Annotated in this window: 18 protein-coding genes; 6 read left to right on the top strand and 12 right to left on the bottom strand. The window is 60.9% G+C overall.

Annotated elements, in window-relative coordinates; genetic code table 11:
- Positions 1-658 precede the first annotated feature (658 nt).
- The 3 genes from eda to VE934_RS03880 all read right to left on the bottom strand — a co-directional run bounded on the left by eda (position 659) and on the right by VE934_RS03880 (position 3,818).
- A complete protein-coding gene (eda, locus tag VE934_RS03890; RefSeq protein WP_324884524.1) occupies positions 659-1,315 on the bottom strand; it encodes a bifunctional 4-hydroxy-2-oxoglutarate aldolase/2-dehydro-3-deoxy-phosphogluconate aldolase in 657 nt (218 codons plus the stop codon).
- A complete protein-coding gene (gene edd / locus VE934_RS03885; RefSeq protein WP_324884518.1) occupies positions 1,312-3,129 on the bottom strand; it encodes a phosphogluconate dehydratase in 1,818 nt (605 codons plus the stop codon). Before edd ends, eda begins: the two co-directional genes overlap by 4 nt.
- A 143-nt stretch (positions 3,130-3,272) precedes the next feature.
- Positions 3,273-3,818 (bottom strand): OmpA family protein, encoded by a 546-nt coding sequence (locus tag VE934_RS03880; RefSeq protein ID WP_324884516.1) that lies wholly within the window; start codon positions 3,816-3,818, stop codon positions 3,273-3,275.
- A gap of 121 nt (positions 3,819-3,939) precedes the next feature.
- Here VE934_RS03880 and VE934_RS03875 point away from each other — a divergent pair, with 121 nt between their 5' ends.
- Together VE934_RS03875 and VE934_RS03870 are read left to right on the top strand one after the other, a co-directional pair.
- On the top strand, positions 3,940-4,527 hold the full coding sequence (locus VE934_RS03875; protein WP_324884522.1) for a gamma-glutamylcyclotransferase: 588 nt from the start codon (positions 3,940-3,942) through the stop codon (positions 4,525-4,527).
- A 33-nt stretch (positions 4,528-4,560) separates the two neighbouring features.
- Positions 4,561-5,076: a superoxide dismutase family protein gene (locus VE934_RS03870; protein WP_324884514.1), complete on the top strand. Its 516-nt coding sequence runs from the start codon at positions 4,561-4,563 to the stop codon at positions 5,074-5,076.
- Position 5,077: 1 nt separating this feature from the next.
- On the opposite strand, the gene VE934_RS03865 is transcribed toward VE934_RS03870, so the two are convergent.
- Positions 5,078-5,656 carry a nucleotidyltransferase family protein gene (locus VE934_RS03865; protein WP_324884512.1) on the bottom strand — a complete coding sequence of 193 codons (579 nt, stop codon included), beginning with the start codon at positions 5,654-5,656 and terminating at the stop codon, positions 5,078-5,080.
- 23 nt (positions 5,657-5,679) lie between these two features.
- Between VE934_RS03865 and pdxH the strand changes: the two genes are divergently transcribed.
- Positions 5,680-6,330 carry a pyridoxamine 5'-phosphate oxidase gene (pdxH, locus tag VE934_RS03860; protein ID WP_324884510.1) on the top strand — a complete coding sequence of 217 codons (651 nt, stop codon included), beginning with the start codon at positions 5,680-5,682 and terminating at the stop codon, positions 6,328-6,330.
- Positions 6,331-6,411: 81 nt separating this feature from the next.
- Here the strand turns inward: pdxH and folK are convergent, their stop codons facing one another.
- Genes folK through VE934_RS03835 form a run of 5 tightly spaced genes read right to left on the bottom strand, consistent with a single transcriptional unit; the run spans position 6,412 to position 11,034 of the window.
- Positions 6,412-6,924: a 2-amino-4-hydroxy-6-hydroxymethyldihydropteridine diphosphokinase gene (gene folK, locus VE934_RS03855; RefSeq protein ID WP_324884508.1), complete on the bottom strand. Its 513-nt coding sequence runs from the start codon at positions 6,922-6,924 to the stop codon at positions 6,412-6,414.
- Between the two features lie 10 nt (positions 6,925-6,934).
- The gene (gene pcnB / locus VE934_RS03850) at positions 6,935-8,536 is read right to left on the bottom strand and encodes a polynucleotide adenylyltransferase PcnB (protein WP_324884506.1); all 1,602 of its coding nucleotides are present in this window, start codon (positions 8,534-8,536) and stop codon (positions 6,935-6,937) included.
- 59 nt (positions 8,537-8,595) lie between these two features.
- The gene (locus tag VE934_RS03845; protein ID WP_324884504.1) at positions 8,596-9,258 is read right to left on the bottom strand and encodes an HAD family hydrolase; all 663 of its coding nucleotides are present in this window, start codon (positions 9,256-9,258) and stop codon (positions 8,596-8,598) included.
- A complete protein-coding gene (hda, locus tag VE934_RS03840; RefSeq protein WP_324884502.1) occupies positions 9,255-9,941 on the bottom strand; it encodes a DnaA regulatory inactivator Hda in 687 nt (228 codons plus the stop codon). Before hda ends, VE934_RS03845 begins: the two co-directional genes overlap by 4 nt.
- A 22-nt stretch (positions 9,942-9,963) precedes the next feature.
- Positions 9,964-11,034, bottom strand: coding sequence for an AI-2E family transporter (locus VE934_RS03835; protein WP_324884500.1), 1,071 nt, complete (start codon positions 11,032-11,034; stop codon positions 9,964-9,966).
- A gap of 107 nt (positions 11,035-11,141) precedes the next feature.
- On the opposite strand from VE934_RS03835, the gene purM reads away from it, so the two are divergent.
- Positions 11,142-12,182, top strand: coding sequence for a phosphoribosylformylglycinamidine cyclo-ligase (purM, locus tag VE934_RS03830; protein ID WP_324884498.1), 1,041 nt, complete (start codon positions 11,142-11,144; stop codon positions 12,180-12,182).
- A gap of 239 nt (positions 12,183-12,421) precedes the next feature.
- Complete coding sequence (locus tag VE934_RS03825; RefSeq protein WP_324884496.1) at positions 12,422-13,354, top strand: ParA family protein; 933 nt, start codon at positions 12,422-12,424, stop codon at positions 13,352-13,354.
- 96 nt (positions 13,355-13,450) lie between these two features.
- Here the strand turns inward: VE934_RS03825 and VE934_RS03820 are convergent, their stop codons facing one another.
- Together VE934_RS03820 and murJ are read right to left on the bottom strand one after the other, a co-directional pair.
- Positions 13,451-14,302: a SirB1 family protein gene (locus VE934_RS03820; protein WP_324884494.1), complete on the bottom strand. Its 852-nt coding sequence runs from the start codon at positions 14,300-14,302 to the stop codon at positions 13,451-13,453.
- A gap of 55 nt (positions 14,303-14,357) precedes the next feature.
- Positions 14,358-15,923, bottom strand: a complete 1,566-nt coding sequence (gene murJ, locus VE934_RS03815) for a murein biosynthesis integral membrane protein MurJ (protein WP_324884492.1) — start codon at positions 15,921-15,923, stop codon at positions 14,358-14,360.
- A 217-nt stretch (positions 15,924-16,140) separates the two neighbouring features.
- On the opposite strand from murJ, the gene rpsT reads away from it, so the two are divergent.
- Positions 16,141-16,452: a 30S ribosomal protein S20 gene (gene rpsT / locus VE934_RS03810; protein WP_324884490.1), complete on the top strand. Its 312-nt coding sequence runs from the start codon at positions 16,141-16,143 to the stop codon at positions 16,450-16,452.
- Positions 16,453-16,609: 157 nt separating this feature from the next.
- On the opposite strand, the gene VE934_RS03805 is transcribed toward rpsT, so the two are convergent.
- Positions 16,610-16,927 carry a DUF3579 domain-containing protein gene (locus VE934_RS03805; RefSeq protein WP_324884488.1) on the bottom strand — a complete coding sequence of 106 codons (318 nt, stop codon included), beginning with the start codon at positions 16,925-16,927 and terminating at the stop codon, positions 16,610-16,612.
- Between the last annotated feature and the right edge of the window lie 164 nt (positions 16,928-17,091).

Below are 17,091 nucleotides of genomic sequence, written 5' to 3'. Positions count from 1 at the left end.
CCTCCGCTCCGCTACGGGCAACCTGTGGTGCTCGGTAAAGCGGGGTCCCGCAGAACTCGCCTTCGGCTCAGACAGCTGCGAGCCCTGCCCCGCTTTGACCGGCGCTCCTCGGCCCGGCCCGACGGGTTTGGGAAGATAAGACAAACACATTAAGACAAACTCGGGGAGGCAAGGACACGCCCTAGCGTGTACTTGCCGGAGCCTACTCCCGATTCCGTCCCGCTCCCCACCCCTTCTGTATGCGCCGAGGAGCGCAGGCTCAGACGGATGAGGGCTGACACTTGTTTGAGCCGCAGGCGAGTTTGTGTCAGACCCCGCCTGAGCCGAGCACCGCAGGTTGCCCGTAGCGCAGCGGAGGGACGCAGACAGCGGGGTCGCCTTTTCTTTGGTGACTTTCTTTTGGCGAAGCAAAAGAAAGTTACTTGCCGCCGGGCAACCCCCGGCTAGCTGGCACACCACCAAAGCACGAAGCAAAGAAGGCTTCGACAAGCTCAGCCCGAACGGAACGCGGGGACAGCAGGAAGCGAACATGGATCCCGGATCGGGCCTGCCCCGGACTTGATCCGGGGTCCGGGATGACGGCCATCAGCTATTGTATTAATAGCAAACTATTCCCAAACAACATGGGTGAACGGCTGATTTCACCCGCAAGCACCCCTCAAACAGCCCTTCGAGCCACCTGAAAAGCCTGCCGCGCCAACTCAGTCACCCGTGCCCAATCCCCACTCGCCAACGCATCCCCGGGCACCAGCCATGAGCCGCCCACGCAGACCACGTTAGGCAGTGCAAGAAACTCTGCCGCGTTGGCCGTTGTGATGCCGCCCGTGGGGCAAAACCGCACGTCTCCAAATGGCCCGCTCCAGGCTTTCAGCATGGCAACGCCGCCCGCCTGCACGGCAGGGAAAAATTTCAGTTCGGTGAACCCATCCTCCTGCGCCATCATGATCTCGCTGCTCGTTGCCACGCCGGGTAACAGAGGCACTTGCGCATCACGGCAAGCTGCTCCCACGGCGTGCGTGTAGCCAGGGCTCACGATAAAGCGCGCACCGGCCATGGCGCAGGCCTGCACGTCGGCCGCACTGCGCGCTGTGCCGGCGCCGGCCACAGCCTCGGGTACTTCGCGCGCAATGGCTTCGATGCACGCCAGGGCCTGCGGGGTACGCAAGGTCACTTCCAGCATGCGTATGCCGCCTGCGACCAAGGCGCGCGCCAGTGGCACCGCGTGTGCAACATCGCTCAGCACAATCACCGGGATCACGGGCGAATCCCGCATGACCTGCAAGGCGCTCAGCGGTTTTTTGATATCAATACTCAGGTCCACGACAAAGCTCCTTCTTCAGCGGTCAACGCGCGGTTGCGCATGCCCGCAAATAATTCACGGCCCATGCCCAGCCCATTGCTGATGCCCAGCGCCTCCGGCATGGTGGCGAGCTGGCGTGCAGCCCACTCGTCATCTGCCACCTTGACCTGCAACACACCATTAATGGAGTCGAGCAGGATCACATCACCGTCACGCACCTTGGCCAGTGGGCCACCCGCAGCGGCCTCTGGTGACACATGGATGGCGGCGGGGACTTTTCCAGACGCGCCGCTCATGCGTCCGTCTGTCACCAGCGCCACCTTGAACCCTTTGCCCTGCAACACGGCAAGCGGAGGCGTGAGTTTGTGCAGCTCCGGCATGCCATTGGCTTGCGGCCCCTGCCAGCGCACCACGCAAATCACATCGCGATTCAGTTCGTCAGCCTGAAAGGCCGCGTGCAGACCTTCTTGCGAATCAAACACGCGAGCAGGCGCCTCGATGACGTGGCGGTCATCGGGCACAGCCGACACCTTGATCACGCTGCGGCCCAAATTACCTTGCAGCAGCTTGAGGCCGCCACTTGGGCTGAAGGGCTGGCTGGCAGGTCGCACAACGGTGTCATCTTTGGAGGCACCCATTTCATGCCAGGCCAGCTTGCCGTCCACCATGGCCGGCTCGCGGGTGTACTCGCGGATACCGCCCTCGCGGACCGTCAGCACGTCCTCGTGCATGAAGCCGCCATCGAGCAGCTCACGGATCACAAACCCGGTTCCGCCTGCGGCCTGAAACTCGTTCACGTCAGCGCTGCCATTGGGATAGACGTGCGTGAGCAGCGGCACCACATCTGACAAGGCAGAAAAGTCATTCCAGTCAATCAGGATGCCAGCAGAACGTGCCACCGCCACCCAATGAATCAGGTGGTTGGTAGACCCCCCGGTGGCCAGCAAGGCGACCATTGCATTGACGATGGCCTTTTCATCCACCACCTTGCCGATAGGTGCAAAGCGCTTGCGCTTGACAATGCCAAGCACCGTGCGCGCAGCCTCTCGCGTCAGCTCATCGCGCAAATCATTACCCGGTTGCACAAAGGCGGTACCGGGAACGTGCAGCCCCATGGCTTCGAGCAGCATCTGGTTGCTGTTGGCAGTACCGTAAAACGTGCAGGTGCCGGGGCTGTGATATGACTTAAGTTCAGCGTCCAGCAACTCACCCCGCCCCACCAGGCCCTGCGCGGCCTGTTCACGGACCCGGGCTTTTTCCTTGTTGGGCAAACCCGAGGCCATGGGCCCGGCAGGCACGAAGACGGTGGGCAGATGGCCAAAATGCAGCGCGCCTATCAACAGGCCGGGCACGATCTTGTCGCACACACCCAGCATCAGCGCGGCGTCAAACATGTCATGGCTCAGCGACACGGCGGTGGCCATGGCAATCACGTCGCGGCTAAAAAGGCTGAGCTCCATGCCTGTTGTGCCCTGCGTCACGCCGTCGCACATGGCGGGCACGCCACCGGCCACCTGGGCAGTTGCGCCGTGCAGACGCGCCTCCCACTTGATGAGGTCTGGATACGATTGCATGGGGGTGTGAGCCGACAACATGTCGTTGTAGGCGGTAACGATGCCGATGTTGGGCGCGCGCTCGGTCACAACCTTGAAGCGATCGTCCTTGGGCATGCCGGCCACCGCATGCGCGATGTTGCCGCAGCCCATGCGGTCCACACTGACGGCTCGTGTGGCGGCGCCGTCAAGACGCAGAAGATAGGCTTCGCGCGTGGCGCGACTGCGTTCGCGGATCTGGCTGGTGATCGCAGCAACGGTGGAATGAAGTGTCATAGGCTCGCTGTCTGATATATGAATTGGTAACTTTGTTACCTCACCTATCGTACTTGGTTACCCAGTGTTTTGGAAGCGTTCAGGTACAAAGCGGTTACCAAATAACGGCCTTTAAGACACCCCTTGCAGGGCGGACTCAGCGACTACTTGAGGGAAATCTCAACCCTGCGCGCCTCTTCGTCGTTACCCGTGCCCGCTGTGACGGCGGCATTTTCAAGGGTGATCTGACTACCGGGGACGCCTGCCTCGATCAACGCATCGCGCACGGCAAGAGCCCGCCTTTTGGCCATTCCGGCATTGATGGCAGCGTTACCTTTGGAATCATGAAAACCGGAGATCAGCACTTTTTTACCGCTTCTGGCGCCAATCACCACGTCGCCCAGCGCACCGCCAGCCCCAGGCGCCAGCTCAGTTTTTCCGGAAGCGAAGTAGAGCTTCACCACCCCGTACTCGACGGTGATGCTCGCCGCGTCAGACACGGCCTGCGCGTCCGGGCTTGAAACTGCAGGCGCTGGCGGGGCAACAACAACGGCCGGCAAAACTACGGCAGACGCCGGGACAGGAAGCTCAGTTATCGCATCGCCTGGGCGGGCCAGCGCCACGCCAATCACCAATGAAACCACCGTAGCGGCAATGGCAAATACAAGACCCAGCACAAGGCCGAGTTGGTCATCTTCCGAGGGGGACATTCAATCAAACTCCGTGAACCAGCCAACCCTGCACGCTGCAGGAAAGGGACGGCCATTGTAAAGTGCGGGTGTGTATCAAGCCCTGCCTCCAGACGTCCCGCCTGTGCGTGATCCAGCCCCCATGCTGGAGCGCTTTTTGCACCAGTGGGGCGGCAAAGACGACCTCTGGATTTTTGGGTATGCCTCATTGATCTGGCGGCCCGATTTTGACTATGCGGAAATGCGCCGCGCCAAAGTTCACGGCTGGCACCGCGCGCTCAAGATGTGGAGCCGCGTCAACCGCGGCACGCCCGAGTGCCCAGGCCTCGTGTTTGCCCTGCTGTCGGGCGGCAGTTGCCACGGGGTGGTGTACCGGGTGCACAAGCATGATGTCGCGGATGTCGTTGCCCGCCTGTGGCTGCGAGAGATGATCACCGGCGTTTATGACCCGCGCTTGTTACGGTGCACCACACCCAAGGGACAAGTGCAGGCACTGGCTTTTACCCTGTCGCGCCGGAGCCCGAACTACACAGGTCAGCTCAGCGAAGCGCGCTATCAGCAAATATTCAGCGAATCCTGCGGACGCTACGGCAGCACGCACGACTACGCGCGGCAAACGCTGGACAGCCTGCAAAGCCACGGCATATCGGATGCAGCATTGGCGCGGCTGCTTGAACTGTCTCAACCCCGATCTGCCAGCATCCGTTCCAAGCCTGATATTCACAAATAGATTCCTCTTCATTCCTGAAACCGGGAGACACCCATGCGACCCATCCTCACATCACTTGCACTCACCGCCCTGCTCGGAGCCTGCGCCAGTCCGCTCCCCGGCCCTCGCGCCCACGCGCGACTGCTGGCCACCACAGGCAGCCTGGCAACAGGCATCGTCAGCTTTACGCAAATGGAGGGCCACGTGAGGGTCAGTGGTGAAGTGCGGGGCCTCAAGCCCAACGCGGAGCACGGCTTTCATGTGCACGAAAAAGGCGATTGCTCCAGCGGTGACGGCATGAGCACTGGCGGGCATTTCAACCCGACCGGGGTGGTACATGGGAACCATGGCGCGGGCGCGCACCACGCCGGCGACATGCCCAGCCTGAAGGCCAACGCGGCCGGCATCGCAAGCTTCAACTTTGAATCGACCAGCATCACTGTTGGCAGCGGAGCGTCCGACATTGTGGGCAAAGGTCTGATTGTTCACCGTGACCCGGACGACTACACAACCCAGCCCACTGGCAACGCGGGCCCGCGTGTCGCGTGTGCCGTGATCATCCGGAGTTGAGTTACCGCCGCCGGGCTGCCAGCAGTTGCTCGGCGCGCGTCAAATCTTCCAGGGTGTCGATGTCGGTCACGATGCCGACATCGTTCAGCGCCAGATAAGCTACTGAATTGATAGCAGACATTTCCCGTACCAAATGGGCCGCTCCCTGATTTCCCCTTAAATCGCTGAGAGCACCCCTGCACGACGAGGAAAACCGCACGGGATGGCCCTTTTGACCACCATACATGGGCACGAGCACTGCCGACTCCGGCGCCTGCGCGACCTGAAGCAGCGTCTCGCTGCGGATCAACGGCAAGTCCCCCGGCAAAATCATCCAGCCCGATGCGTCAGCGGTAGCGCATACGCCCGCAGCAATCGAGTCGCCCATGCCGGGGCGCGAGGCATCGGCCTCCACCACATGAAAAGAAAGCCCGCTGCCCTGCACGGCGGCCAGTACGTGGTCCAGTACGGGCTTTCCCGCAAGCAGGGCCGCCAACTTGTGGGTATCACCGCCAGACGCCACGAATCGCTCACCGCGTCCCGCGGCCAGAACGATGACCACCGGGAGCAGGGATGTTGGCAACGAGTGAGGCATCTTCATGTAGGTCTATCTATACTTCCAGTATGTCAGAGCCCACACAACACATCGCCGATCTGCGCAAGAGCTACGAGCGGGCCGAGCTCAGCGAAGACGCGTCACAGGCCGATCCGTTGAAGCAATTTGAGCAGTGGTTATCCGAGGCCATTAGCGCCAAAGTGCCAGAACCCAACGCCATGACTCTGGCCACGGTGAACAACCAGCACCGTCCCTCTACCCGGGTGCAATTGATCAAGGGTTTTGACGAACGCGGCATTGTCTGGTTTACCAACTACGACAGCCGCAAGGGCCAGGAACTCGCTGGCAACCCTTTCGCTGCGCTGCAGTTTCACTGGGTCGAGCTGGAGCGTGTGGTGCGCATTGAAGGCGTGGTGGAAAAAATATCAGGCGAAGAAAGCGATGCCTACTTTCACAGCCGCCCGCTGGACTCACGCATAGGTGCGTGGGCCAGCCCGCAAAGCCAGGTGATCCCGAGCCGGACCGTACTGGTCACCAACGCTGCCAAGTACGGCGCGAAGTTTTTACTGCAGCCGCCGCGGCCGCCGCACTGGGGCGGCTACAGGCTCAAGCCGGACACATGGGAATTCTGGCAAGGCCGGAAAAGCCGCTTGCACGACAGGCTGCGCTACACACAGCGGGGCGATACAGGGTGGCTGCGCGAGCGGCTGGCACCGTAAACGCCCTGACAGTCATCCCGGGCTCGACCCGGGATCCATGCAGCACGAACCACCGACGTGGGTACGCCGCATGACAAAACGCTAAAGGCGTTCTATCACCTGCCCCGCCACCGCACTGAGCTGCGCCGGCTTCACCAGCGCGGGCGCAATCTCCGCCAGCGGAACCAACACAAAAGCACGTTGCAGCATTCGCGGATGCGGGACCGTCAGGCGCGGTGAAGCAACGTGGGCATCGCCGTACAAAAGAATGTCCAGATCCAGCGTGCGTGGCGCATGGGGGTAGGGCCGCTCGCGGCCTGCGGCGTTTTCCAGTTGCTGCAGTTGCTCCAGCAACGCAGGTGCGGTGAGGCTTGTTTCGATCGCCACTACGGCATTGATGTAATCGGGTGCGGCTGGATCAGGTTCATTGCCGCTTGCACCAGAAAGGGCTGCCGTCAGATAGAGGCTGGAGCGTCGGGTGACATGGGTCCCTGACAGCCCGTCCAGCGCATCCATGGCTTGCAAGACTGTGGCTTTGGCGTCGCCCAGATTGGCACCAATGGCCACATACGCGGTGACCGGGTTTCTTGGCTCGCTCCGGACGCGCTCACCCATCTCCGCAAGACTAAAAGTCTGAAGTGTTTTGAGGCGGCAGGTCCATAGGTGCTGCACCGCCGCCGTCACGATTTGCCGGCTTGCGGCGACGACGGCGTTTTTTGGCGGGGCCTGGCGCGCCAAAACTCTCACCCGTTTCTGCCGGCGTGTGCTCGCCACCCGAATCCTGCCGGGGTTCAACTGCGTCGGCGCGCCGGACACGGGTCCGCGGTGCTTGCGGCTTTTGCGACTGCTCCAGGCGCACCTGTTCAATCATCTCGTGACGCTCGTCGTCATAAGCGGTGCTGAACTTTTCCCACCATTCAGACAACTCAGGTTCGATCTCGCCGGTCTGCGCGCGCAGGCGCAGGAAGTCAAACCCGGCGCGAAAGCGTGGCTGGTCCAGCAACGAATAGGGCGAGCTACCAGTGCGCTTTTCAAAACGCGGCTGCATGGTCCAGATCTCCCGCATGTCGGTGCCCAGCTTGCCGCGGCCAGATACATCACCAATTTTGGCGTTGAAGGCGTCGTCAATCGCGTCCTGCAGCGCCGGCATGACATGCTCGCCGCGCGCACGCCGCTGCTCCCAACCGGTGCGAACATCGACCCAAAGAACACAGGACAACAGAAAGCTGGGCGCGACCGGCTTGCCTTCTCCTACACGGCGATCGGTGTCCAGCAAAGCCAGTTGCAAAAAGGGTTCTTCCGCTGTCTCGACCACCACATCAAGCAGCGGATAGATGCCGGTGTTCAGGCCCAATTGCTTCAACTGGGCAATGCTGGCAATCGCATGTCCGGTCTGCAGCAGCTTGAGCATTTCGTCAAACAAGCGCGACTGCGGCACATCTGCCAGCAGCTTGGTCATTTCGCGCAGCGGCGCAGATGTTTTGCTCTCAAACTTGAAGCCCAGCGCGCTGAGCTTGGCTGCAAATCGCACCGCGCGAATGATGCGCACCGGGTCTTCGCGGTAACGCGTAGCCGGGTCGCCAATCATGCGGATGATTTTCTTCTTCGCATCGCGAATGCCGTTGTGATAGTCAACCACGATCTGCGTTTGCGGGTCGTAATACATGGCGTTGATGGTGAAGTCGCGGCGCGCGGCGTCTTCTTCCATCGGACCCCAGACGTTGTCGCGCAGCACACGCCCGGACGCATCCACCGCGTGTTTCATGCCCGCCAGCTCACTCTTGCTGGTGCGTTCATTGCCGCCTACCTGCTCAGCCAGGCTGCTGTCCAGGTGTGCGCGGAAGGTGGAGACCTCGATGACCTCATGCTCACGGCCGCGGCCGTAAACCACATGAACAATGCGAAAACGCCGGCCAATAATGAAAGCCCGCCGAAACAGGCTTTTCACCTGTTCAGGCGTTGCGTCGGTAGCCACGTCAAAGTCTTTGGGCCGCAGACCTACCAGCAGATCGCGCACGGCGCCGCCCACCACATAGGCTTCAAAACCGGCGTGCTTCAGGGTGCGCACCACGTCCATGGCGCGTTCGTCCACCAGACTCGGGTCGATGGCATGCTCTCTGGGCCCGACTTCAACGCGCTCGCCGAATGATGGTTTTTTGACGCGCTTGGCGCCACTGGCTGAGCTGCCGGAGTTGCCAAACAGCTTGTCGATGAATTTTTTGATCATGGAATCAGGAGATTTTCTCAAGAACACTGCCCGCCGGGTGAGGCCGCAGCTGCCCACAGTTAGAACAGGTCAAGTATGCGCCATCCGCGCTCGGTGGCGAGTGCCCGCAGGCGCTCGTCGGGGTTGGTTGCCACTGGGTGATTGACCTTCTCAAGCAAGGCCAGATCATTCATGGAGTCGGTGTAAAACGTGGTTTCCACCTGCCCCAGACTCAGGCCGCGGCTTGCCAGCCACTGCTCGACACGCGTCACCTTGCCCTCACGAAAGGACGGGGTTCCGCAGATCTCGCCGGTGACATTGCCGCTGGCATCTCGCTCCAGATCCACGGCAATCAGCTCCTTGACACCGAACGCTGTGGCAATGGGACGGGTGACGAACTCGTTGGTCGCCGTGACGATGACCACCTGATCACCAGCCAACTGGTGTTTGTCCACGAGTTGCTGCGCCACGGGTTGCATGCGTTTCTGGAAGACTTCCCTCATGAAACGGTCGTGCGCAGCTATTGATTTTGTAGCACCCTGCTCGCGGATCGCTTGGGTGGCAAAACGTACGTAGTCATGAATATCCAGCGTACCAGCCCGGTAATGGGCAAAAAATTCATCGTTGCGGCGTTTGAATTCGGTGCCGTCGCACCAGCCAAGGGCGATGGTGAATTCGCCCCATTCGTAATCCGAGTCAAACGGAATCAGGGTGTGGTCCAGGTCAAACAAGGCTAACTTCACGAATTCTCCAACATCGATTTGATCAGCGGAATGGTGATGGCGCGCTGGGTTTGCAATGCATAAGCATCAAGCTGATCCAGCAGTTGCATCAGGTTGCCAAGGTCCCGCGAGAAGCGGCTCAAGATGAAATCCATGGCTTCGTCGCTGAGAAACACGCCGCGCGCGTCAGCTTCCTGGCGCAGCACGGCGCGGCGCTCCGTGTCCGTGAGGGCCTGCAAGGCAAACACATGGCCCCAGCCCAGGCGCGTGCGCAGGTCTTCCCGCAAAGGCAGATCGGCCGGCGGGGCATTGCCGGCGGCAAGCACGCAGCGCGGATGGCCGTCGGCGGCGTTAAGCGCATTGACAAACCAGTTGAAGGCAGCTTGCTGCTGCACCGCTGTGTACAAGTGACAGTCGTCCAGAATCACCGCCGCCCAGCTTTCATTGAACTCTCCGGGCTCCAGCACGGAGGCATCAAGCCAGCCCACAGCCGCGCCCTGCTCTCTGAGGGTCTCGCTCACCGCCTTGAGCAAATGAGTCTTGCCGCTGCCCGGCTCCCCCCACAAATAGGTGGGCACTGGCGATCGCAAGCTGTTGCCGGCCCATAGCTCAAGATGCCTCAGGGCCGCTTCATTGGGGCCGGCAAAAAAATTGGCAAACGACGGCGGCGAAGCCAACCCGATGTCCAGTGCGATCTGCTTCATGCGCGGTTGCCGTGTTGGATGATCAGTTCTGGTAAAGCTTGCTGGACATGTAGGTCGCCTTCAGGCGGCGGATACCCACCAGCAACACGGCACTTGCGGGCAAGGCGATCAGCACGCCCAAAAATCCGAAGATTTGGCCGAAAGCCAGCAAGGCAAAAATGACAGCAAGCGGGTGCAGGCCAATGCGCTCACCCACCAACCGCGGCGTCAGGTAAAAACTCTCCACCAGCTGACCGGCCCCGTAGACGCCAAATACGACAAACACGCCATACAGGCCACCAAACTGCAGGATGCCGGCCAGCAGAGCCAGCAACATCCCCAACCCAAAACCCAGATAAGGAATAAAAAAGGCGAGTCCCGTAAAAATTCCGACCGGAACAGCCAGATCAAATCCAAACACCGCCAGCGCGACGCTGAAGTACACCGCCAGCACACCCATCACCAGCAACTGCCCGCGCAGGTACTGCCCCAACACCATATCGGCTTCTTCGGTGAAGCTGTCGACCGAAGCCCGCATTTTGGGAGGCACCAGTTCCATCACCAGCCCAACAATGCGGTCCCAGTCCTTGAGCAGGAAAAACAGCGCCACGGGAATCAGCACCACGTTGCCGACGATGGCCAGGGCGACGCTGCCACCCAGCTTAAGGGACGACAGCACAGAACCAAACGCCTCTTCAAAATTGGCATTAAGGTATTTCAGGGCAAACGCCTTGATACTGGCGACATCCAGCGAGGCCTTGATACCAAACTGGGCAAGCAAGGGGCTCAACCAGCCGTTGAACCGATCGGCCAGCAACGGCACCTGCTCGCGCAGCAGCGGCAACTCCTTGGCGAAAATCGGCACCACCAGCAATAAAATCGACAGCAGCGTCAAAAGAAAGAGTGCCTCCACGATGAGCACCGCAAGCACTCGGGGCATCCTGCCGTGGCCAAGGTCGTCAAGCTTGTCGACAACCGGTGTCAGCGCATAAGCCAGCACCGCGGCAACGATAAAGGGCGTCAGTACCGGGCCCAGCAACCACAGGGCCAGCAGCACAATCGCGGCAATCAGGAACCAGGTGGCGCCGCGTTTTTGGGTGGGGGTAAATTGCATACGGCCTGATGGAGAAGGGTGACGGGGGTGAACCCTTAGAATCTTAGGCTGAATTCTATCGGGCTTGCCTGCCCAGCCCGAACACAGCCCCTACCCTTCGAAGCCCCATGACCACCTCCTCTTCCTCCCCTCTCAGCTACAAAGACGCCGGTGTCGACATTGACGCGGGCGACGCTCTGGTCGAGCGCATCAAGCCGCTGGCCAAAAAAACCATGCGGGAGGGCGTACTGGCCGGCATAGGCGGCTTTGGCGCGCTGTTTGAAGTACCCAAACGCTACAAAGAGCCCGTGCTTGTCAGCGGGACCGACGGCGTAGGCACCAAACTGCGTCTGGCCTTTGAATGGCAGATGCACGACACCGTGGGCATAGACCTGGTGGCCATGAGCGTCAACGACGTGCTGGTTCAAGGCGCAGAGCCACTGTTTTTTCTGGACTACTTTGCGTGCGGCAAGCTCGATGTGGACACTGCTGCGGCCGTCGTCGGCGGCATTGCCAAAGGCTGTGAATTGAGCGGCTGCGCCCTGATAGGCGGGGAAACCGCAGAAATGCCGGGCATGTATCCCGAGGGTGAATACGACTTGGCCGGCTTTGCTGTCGGTGCGGTGGAAAAGTCGAAAATCCTCACCGGCAAGGACGTGAAACCGGGCGACGTGGTGCTGGGTCTGGCCAGCAGTGGCGTGCATTCCAATGGCTTCAGCCTGGTACGCAGATGTATTGAGCGTGCGGCGGAAAACCTGCCCGTCACGCTGGACGGCAAACCGTTCAAGGAAGCGGTGATGGAGCCGACCCGTCTCTACGTCAAAAATGTGCTGGCCGCGCTGGCCGCGCACCCGATCAAGGCCCTGGCCCACATCACCGGCGGCGGTCTGCTTGAGAACATTCCCCGCGTGCTTCCCGATGGCACGGCCGCCCACCTCAAAAAGGGGAGCTGGCCGCGAACCGAGCTGTTTGCCTGGCTGCAGAAGACGGCGGGTATTGATGACTTTGAGATGAACCGGACGTTTAACAACGGCATCGGCATGGTCGTGGTGGTGGATGCTGCCAGCGCCGCTGCCACGGCCAAAACGCTTCGCGATGCCGGCGAGAAGGTCTACGAGATCGGTGTGATTGCTCCTCGTGGCGAAGGTGCAGCTGTCGTCGTGGCCTGACCTCGCGCCCCTGACTTGAACTGATCGCCATTCGCTTTTCAGCGGGGTGGGGTCGGCAGGGAAGAATGTGCCGATACCGCCTTTTGCTTTGACCGACTGACCATATGAGGCCAGCCCCGGCGGCGAATTCGCCCTTTTGCTACAAAAACACTAGCAGCTTGCGCCCACGTCCTTGGGCACGGTAGACTTTTCATCAAAGTTGTATCAAACTGTTCGTTTTCCCAGCAATCGGAGCATTCATGCCGGTCATCGCAGTCGTCAACCGCAAGGGAGGCAGCGGCAAAAGCACGCTGGCCGCCCACATCGCGGCCTGGTGCGCGCGCAACGGCAGTTCCGTCATGCTGGGCGATGTCGATCGCCAGCAGTCAGCGCGGGCATGGCTGAAGCGGCGCGAACCGTCACTCCCGGCCATCGCTCCCTGGGCAGTGGACCAGAAAAACATGCTCCGCGTCCCCACCGGTATCACCCATGTGGTTCTGGATACGCCGGGCGGCATGCATGGCTTTGAACTGGCCCGGGTGGTCATGTTTGCTGACTGCATCGTAATGCCCGTGTGTAATTCGATGTTTGACCGTGAGTCGGCCGAGGCCTGCCACGCCGAGCTGATGACCATGCCCCGCGTTGCAAGTGGCCGCTGCCGGCTTGCCGTGGTGGGCATGCGCATTGATGGCCGGACCAACGCGGCGCAAACGCTCGATGAATGGTCCGAGAAACTTGGCGTGCCGTTTTTGGGTGCGCTGCGCGAAACCCAGCTCTATGTGCGCAGTCTGGAGCGGGGGCTCACTATTTTTGACCTGCAACCCCAACTCGCCCAAGCCGATCTCGCGCAGTGGGCACCCATCCTGCAGTGGCTCAAGCCTCAGCTTTATCCGCCGCAGGCGGCAAACGACAGCGCCAACCTCACCAAGCCTGCAGCGCGAACCCTGCCGCCTAAAGCGGCCGTCCCGATGCACAACACCGCCGGCGAGGTGGTGTCCAGGCAACGCGGCTCTTTATCCAACAGCCTGATGCCAGCGCAAGAGTCCATGGTTCAGGGCGGGCGACTGTCCACCCTCATAGCAGGCAGGGCTGCTACTGCACCGCTGCAAGCCACGATCCAGCCAACGCTGGTACGCCCAACCCGTGCAACAGACAACGGCACTATTCCGCAGTTTTTGAAGCGCAGTGGCTGACTAGTCCCAGGGTCACCACTTCGCGTAGTTCGCCGCGTCTGTGAGGACCCCAATGCCTGCGGGCTCCGCCATGGCCAAGACGATCTTGAAGCCCGCTCAGCTGTTCTGCCGTCGCAACTGAGCCAGCCGGTCGGCGACGGCGTCAAGGTCCAGCGCGTCATCCGCTCTTGCCAGGTAGGTTTCAAGGTCTTCAACGGCACGCCCTGCCTCCCCCAGTTCGGCCAGCGCAAGCCCGCGGTCGCGGTATTCCGGCCAGGCGTCCGGGTTAAGGACAATCAGGCGGTCCAGCACGGCCACAAGCCGGGGCCAATCCTGCTGGGTTTTGTGAATCTCCTTGAGGTTGCGCAGCATGCGCGCAATGATGTCCCGCGAGGGCACTGCGTGCAGGTACAGACCAATGGGCACCTCGAATTCATCAACCAGTCCGCTGCGGTGACGCAGGGGCTCAAGCCGCTCTGCCAGCTCCTCCCTGCTCAGCGACTGGCCAGTGAAGGGATCCAGCACCACCTGGCCTTTGGGTAGATTGACCTTGACCATGAAGTGCCCCGGAAAGGCGATGCCGCGCGCATTCAGCCCCATACCGCCCGCCAGCTCCAGCCACAACACCGCCAGCGTGATCGGTATGCCGCGCCGGGTTTTCAGCACCGCATTCAGGTAGCTGTTGTCGGGGTCGTAGTAGTCATTGATGTTTCCGCCAAAGTTCAGGTCGCGGAAGAAGAACTGGTTGAGTACCCGCAAGCGCTGCAGCGCAGAAGCATCGGCCGGCAGGCGTCGCTTGACGCGGGCCAGCAACTGATCAACATCGCCGAGCACCTGCTGCACATCCAGGTCAGGGTACTCGTCCTGGGCCACGCTGATGGCGGCCTCCAGCAACGGAAAGTGCTCGTCACTCTGTACCAGGCTGGCAAAGTACTGAAGGGGCGATGGAATCTCCAAATTCAGTGACATGCCGCTACTTTCTCACAATCCGGCCGCGGATGCACGGGGTCTTTGTTCCAAAAAATCACCGGCGAATCAGAGCGCGGATTTTCAGCCCGCTCGCCCAAAGCGCTCCGAAATAAATAGCAGCACTACCGCACAGAACAAGGGCAAGCAGCCCAATTCGCTTCCATGCCTCGGCGCGCATGCCGGTCCAGCTGACCACTTGGGCCGTCCACATTAAAAAGACCGCCAGCAGTGCGCTTGCCCCTACGACCTGCAGCGCAAAGACAACCCAGCCTGGAGCGGGCTTGTAGCTGCCGCGCTTGATCAAACCCACCAGCAGCCATAACGCATTAATGAGCGCGCCTATGCCAATGGCCAGCGCCAGCCCCGCATGCTGCAACACGGGCACCAGCACGAAATTGAGCAGTTGCGTGATGATCAGCACCACGACGGCAATCTTCACTGGCGTCCGGATGTCCTGGCTGGCGTAAAAACCCGGCGCCAGGACCTTGATCGCCACCAGACCTACCAAACCCGCGCCGTAGCCCATCAGGGCCGTGGTGGTCTGCTGCACATCTCCGTCGGTGAAAGCGCCATAGTGGTACAGAGTCGCGACCAGCGGCTGGGCAAAAGTCAGCAAAGCGACCGCACTGGGCACGGCCAGCAGCACAACGATGCGCAAGCCCCAGTCCAGCATGCCCGAGTATTTTTCCGCGTCGTCCGCGGCCTTTGCCGCCGCCAACTGGGGCATCAGCACCACTCCAATGGCCACCCCCAGCATGGCGGTCGGAAACTCCATCAGGCGGTCGGCATAGGTCAGCCAGCTGACACTGCCCGGTGTGAGGTGCGAGGCTATCTGGGTGTTGATCAGCAGGGATATTTGCGCAACGCTCACGCCCAGCAAGGCGGGAACCATGAGATGTGTAATGCTCCGGGTGCCCGGATCAGCCCAGGCGCTGCGGATGGCGGTCCAGCTTAAGCCGATGCGCGGCAGCAGGCCCATTTTCAGCAAAGCGGGTACTTGCACCGACAACTGCAGCAAACCGCCCAGCATCACGCCGGCACCCATGGCATAAATCGGCTCAATGCCCATGGTCTGGAACCAGGGCGCCCCCAGCCATGCGGCTCCGATCATGCAAACGTTGAGCAACACGGGGGTCGACGCCGGCACAGCAAAACGCTTCCAGGTGTTCAACACGCCGGCTGACAGCGCCACCAGCGACATAAACCCGATGTACGGAAACATCCACCGCGTCATGAACACTGCGGCCTCAAAACCACGCGGCTCCTGCTTCAGCCCGCTGGCCATCATCCAGACCAGTACGGGTGCCGCCGCCACACCGATCACGCAAGTCAACAGCAGCGCCCAGCTCAAAAGCGTGGCCACCCGGTCGATCAGAAGTTTCGTAGCGGCCTCCCCGTCTTTGGCGCGGCTGGCAGCCAAAACAGGCACAAAAGCCTGGCTGAACGCCCCCTCGGCAAACAAGCGACGAAACAGGTTGGGAATGCGAAAAGCAACGTTGAAAGCGTCCGTCATGGCGCTTGCGCCAAAGGTCGAAGCCATCAGAAGCTCCCGAACCAGGCCGGTGATCCGGGACACAAGCGTTAAAAGGGAGACGGTGGACGCGGATTTGAAAAGTGACACGCGGCAAGTTTAAGCCCCACGCTACCTACATCACGCGGCAGTGGAGGAAACAGTCTTTTCAAGCAGGAGCCGCGGAACGGGCTTCGCCCGGCCGCAGGCGGAGCGGCCCCCTCGGGGGGCAGGGAGTACACGCAGTGAACGACCGTGGGGGCTGCTATAATCGTGGGCTTTGCTAGCAACATCCGCAGACTCCTCCCCGGATTAAAGGAACACATATATGGCTACTGCCAAACCCAAGAAAAAGAACCCGCGCCTGGCATCAGGTCGCAAACGCGTCCGCCAGGACACCAAACTCAATGCCGCCAACACGTCGCTGCGCTCCAAGTACCGCACCGCCGTGAAAAACGTCGAAAAAGCTGTTCTCAGCGGCGACAAGGTCAAAGCCACTGAACTCTTCGCCAAGGCGCAGAGCATTGTGGACACGATCGCCGACAAGGGCATCTTCCACAAAAACAAGGCAGCTCGCGACAAGAGCCGCCTGTCCACCAAGGTGAAAGCCTTGGCACTCGCCGCCCCAAAGGCCGCCTAAGCAATTAGGCAAATCGCCCGGACTGATTGTTTTTCAGTCCGCCGTTTTGTAGGGTGCGCTGCCAGCAAAGCAAAAAAGCCGTCGAAAGACGGCTTTTTTGCTTTGCGAGACAAAAAGCGCGCCGATCGGGGCTTCACATGCGCCAATCCGTTGCGGATCAGGCCTTGGGTAAATCCGGCAATAAACAAGCCTCCGCGATCTGCAGATCATTGTCTTTCGCAAAGTTCAGCGCAAAGTCCCATGCGAGAGGCTCGACCTCGCGCAATTCGCTGTTGACCACCACACATTTGATGCCGTTGATCACTGTGGGAACACACCAGGGGGAGTAAGTCAGGTGGCTGCCGGGTTGCGGCCCGCCAGGCCGGAACTGGCTCATCACGCCGCACAGGCGGTCGGCCCAGTCGCTGGGGCGAAAGGTTTTGCCGTCGCGGGTGACGCCTTGGATGAAGACTTCTTTGGCGGAATTGGAGACCATCTGATGGAAGGTTTTTCGCGTGCCAGAGGCGAGGGGTAGGCCTTTGCTGCAGCGCACAAAGATTGTATCTTATATAAGACTTGAGCCCCCAGAACGACACGGACGGGCCACATTCAGCGCATTGCTGTGATGAACAATCGTCACAAACCGGCACCAGCTCTGCG

The sequence above is a fragment of the Polaromonas sp. genome, assembly GCF_035638815.1.
GTDB lineage: Bacteria > Pseudomonadota > Gammaproteobacteria > Burkholderiales > Burkholderiaceae_C > Polaromonas.
The sequence above is the reverse complement of the archived record's forward strand: the minus strand, read 5'-3'. Positions and strand labels throughout refer to the sequence as shown.

What these genes read in the sequence shown, in the direction of transcription:
- pcnB (WP_324884506.1), bottom strand. Translation starts at nt 8,536, where the DNA reads ATGATCAAAAAATTCATCGACAAGCTGTTTGGCAACTCCGGCAGCTCA.
- pdxH (WP_324884510.1), top strand. Translation starts at nt 5,680, where the DNA reads ATGTCAGAGCCCACACAACACATCGCCGATCTGCGCAAGAGCTACGAG.
- VE934_RS03835 (WP_324884500.1), bottom strand. Translation starts at nt 11,034, where the DNA reads ATGCAATTTACCCCCACCCAAAAACGCGGCGCCACCTGGTTCCTGATT.
- VE934_RS03870 (WP_324884514.1), top strand. Translation starts at nt 4,561, where the DNA reads ATGCGACCCATCCTCACATCACTTGCACTCACCGCCCTGCTCGGAGCC.
- VE934_RS03820 (WP_324884494.1), bottom strand. Translation starts at nt 14,302, where the DNA reads ATGTCACTGAATTTGGAGATTCCATCGCCCCTTCAGTACTTTGCCAGC.
- purM (WP_324884498.1), top strand. Translation starts at nt 11,142, where the DNA reads ATGACCACCTCCTCTTCCTCCCCTCTCAGCTACAAAGACGCCGGTGTC.
- VE934_RS03875 (WP_324884522.1), top strand. Translation starts at nt 3,940, where the DNA reads ATGCTGGAGCGCTTTTTGCACCAGTGGGGCGGCAAAGACGACCTCTGG.
- edd (WP_324884518.1), bottom strand. Translation starts at nt 3,129, where the DNA reads ATGACACTTCATTCCACCGTTGCTGCGATCACCAGCCAGATCCGCGAA.
- rpsT (WP_324884490.1), top strand. Translation starts at nt 16,141, where the DNA reads ATGGCTACTGCCAAACCCAAGAAAAAGAACCCGCGCCTGGCATCAGGT.
- VE934_RS03825 (WP_324884496.1), top strand. Translation starts at nt 12,422, where the DNA reads ATGCCGGTCATCGCAGTCGTCAACCGCAAGGGAGGCAGCGGCAAAAGC.
- VE934_RS03880 (WP_324884516.1), bottom strand. Translation starts at nt 3,818, where the DNA reads ATGTCCCCCTCGGAAGATGACCAACTCGGCCTTGTGCTGGGTCTTGTA.
- folK (WP_324884508.1), bottom strand. Translation starts at nt 6,924, where the DNA reads ATGGGTGAGCGCGTCCGGAGCGAGCCAAGAAACCCGGTCACCGCGTAT.
- hda (WP_324884502.1), bottom strand. Translation starts at nt 9,941, where the DNA reads ATGAAGCAGATCGCACTGGACATCGGGTTGGCTTCGCCGCCGTCGTTT.
- VE934_RS03865 (WP_324884512.1), bottom strand. Translation starts at nt 5,656, where the DNA reads ATGAAGATGCCTCACTCGTTGCCAACATCCCTGCTCCCGGTGGTCATC.
- VE934_RS03805 (WP_324884488.1), bottom strand. Translation starts at nt 16,927, where the DNA reads ATGGTCTCCAATTCCGCCAAAGAAGTCTTCATCCAAGGCGTCACCCGC.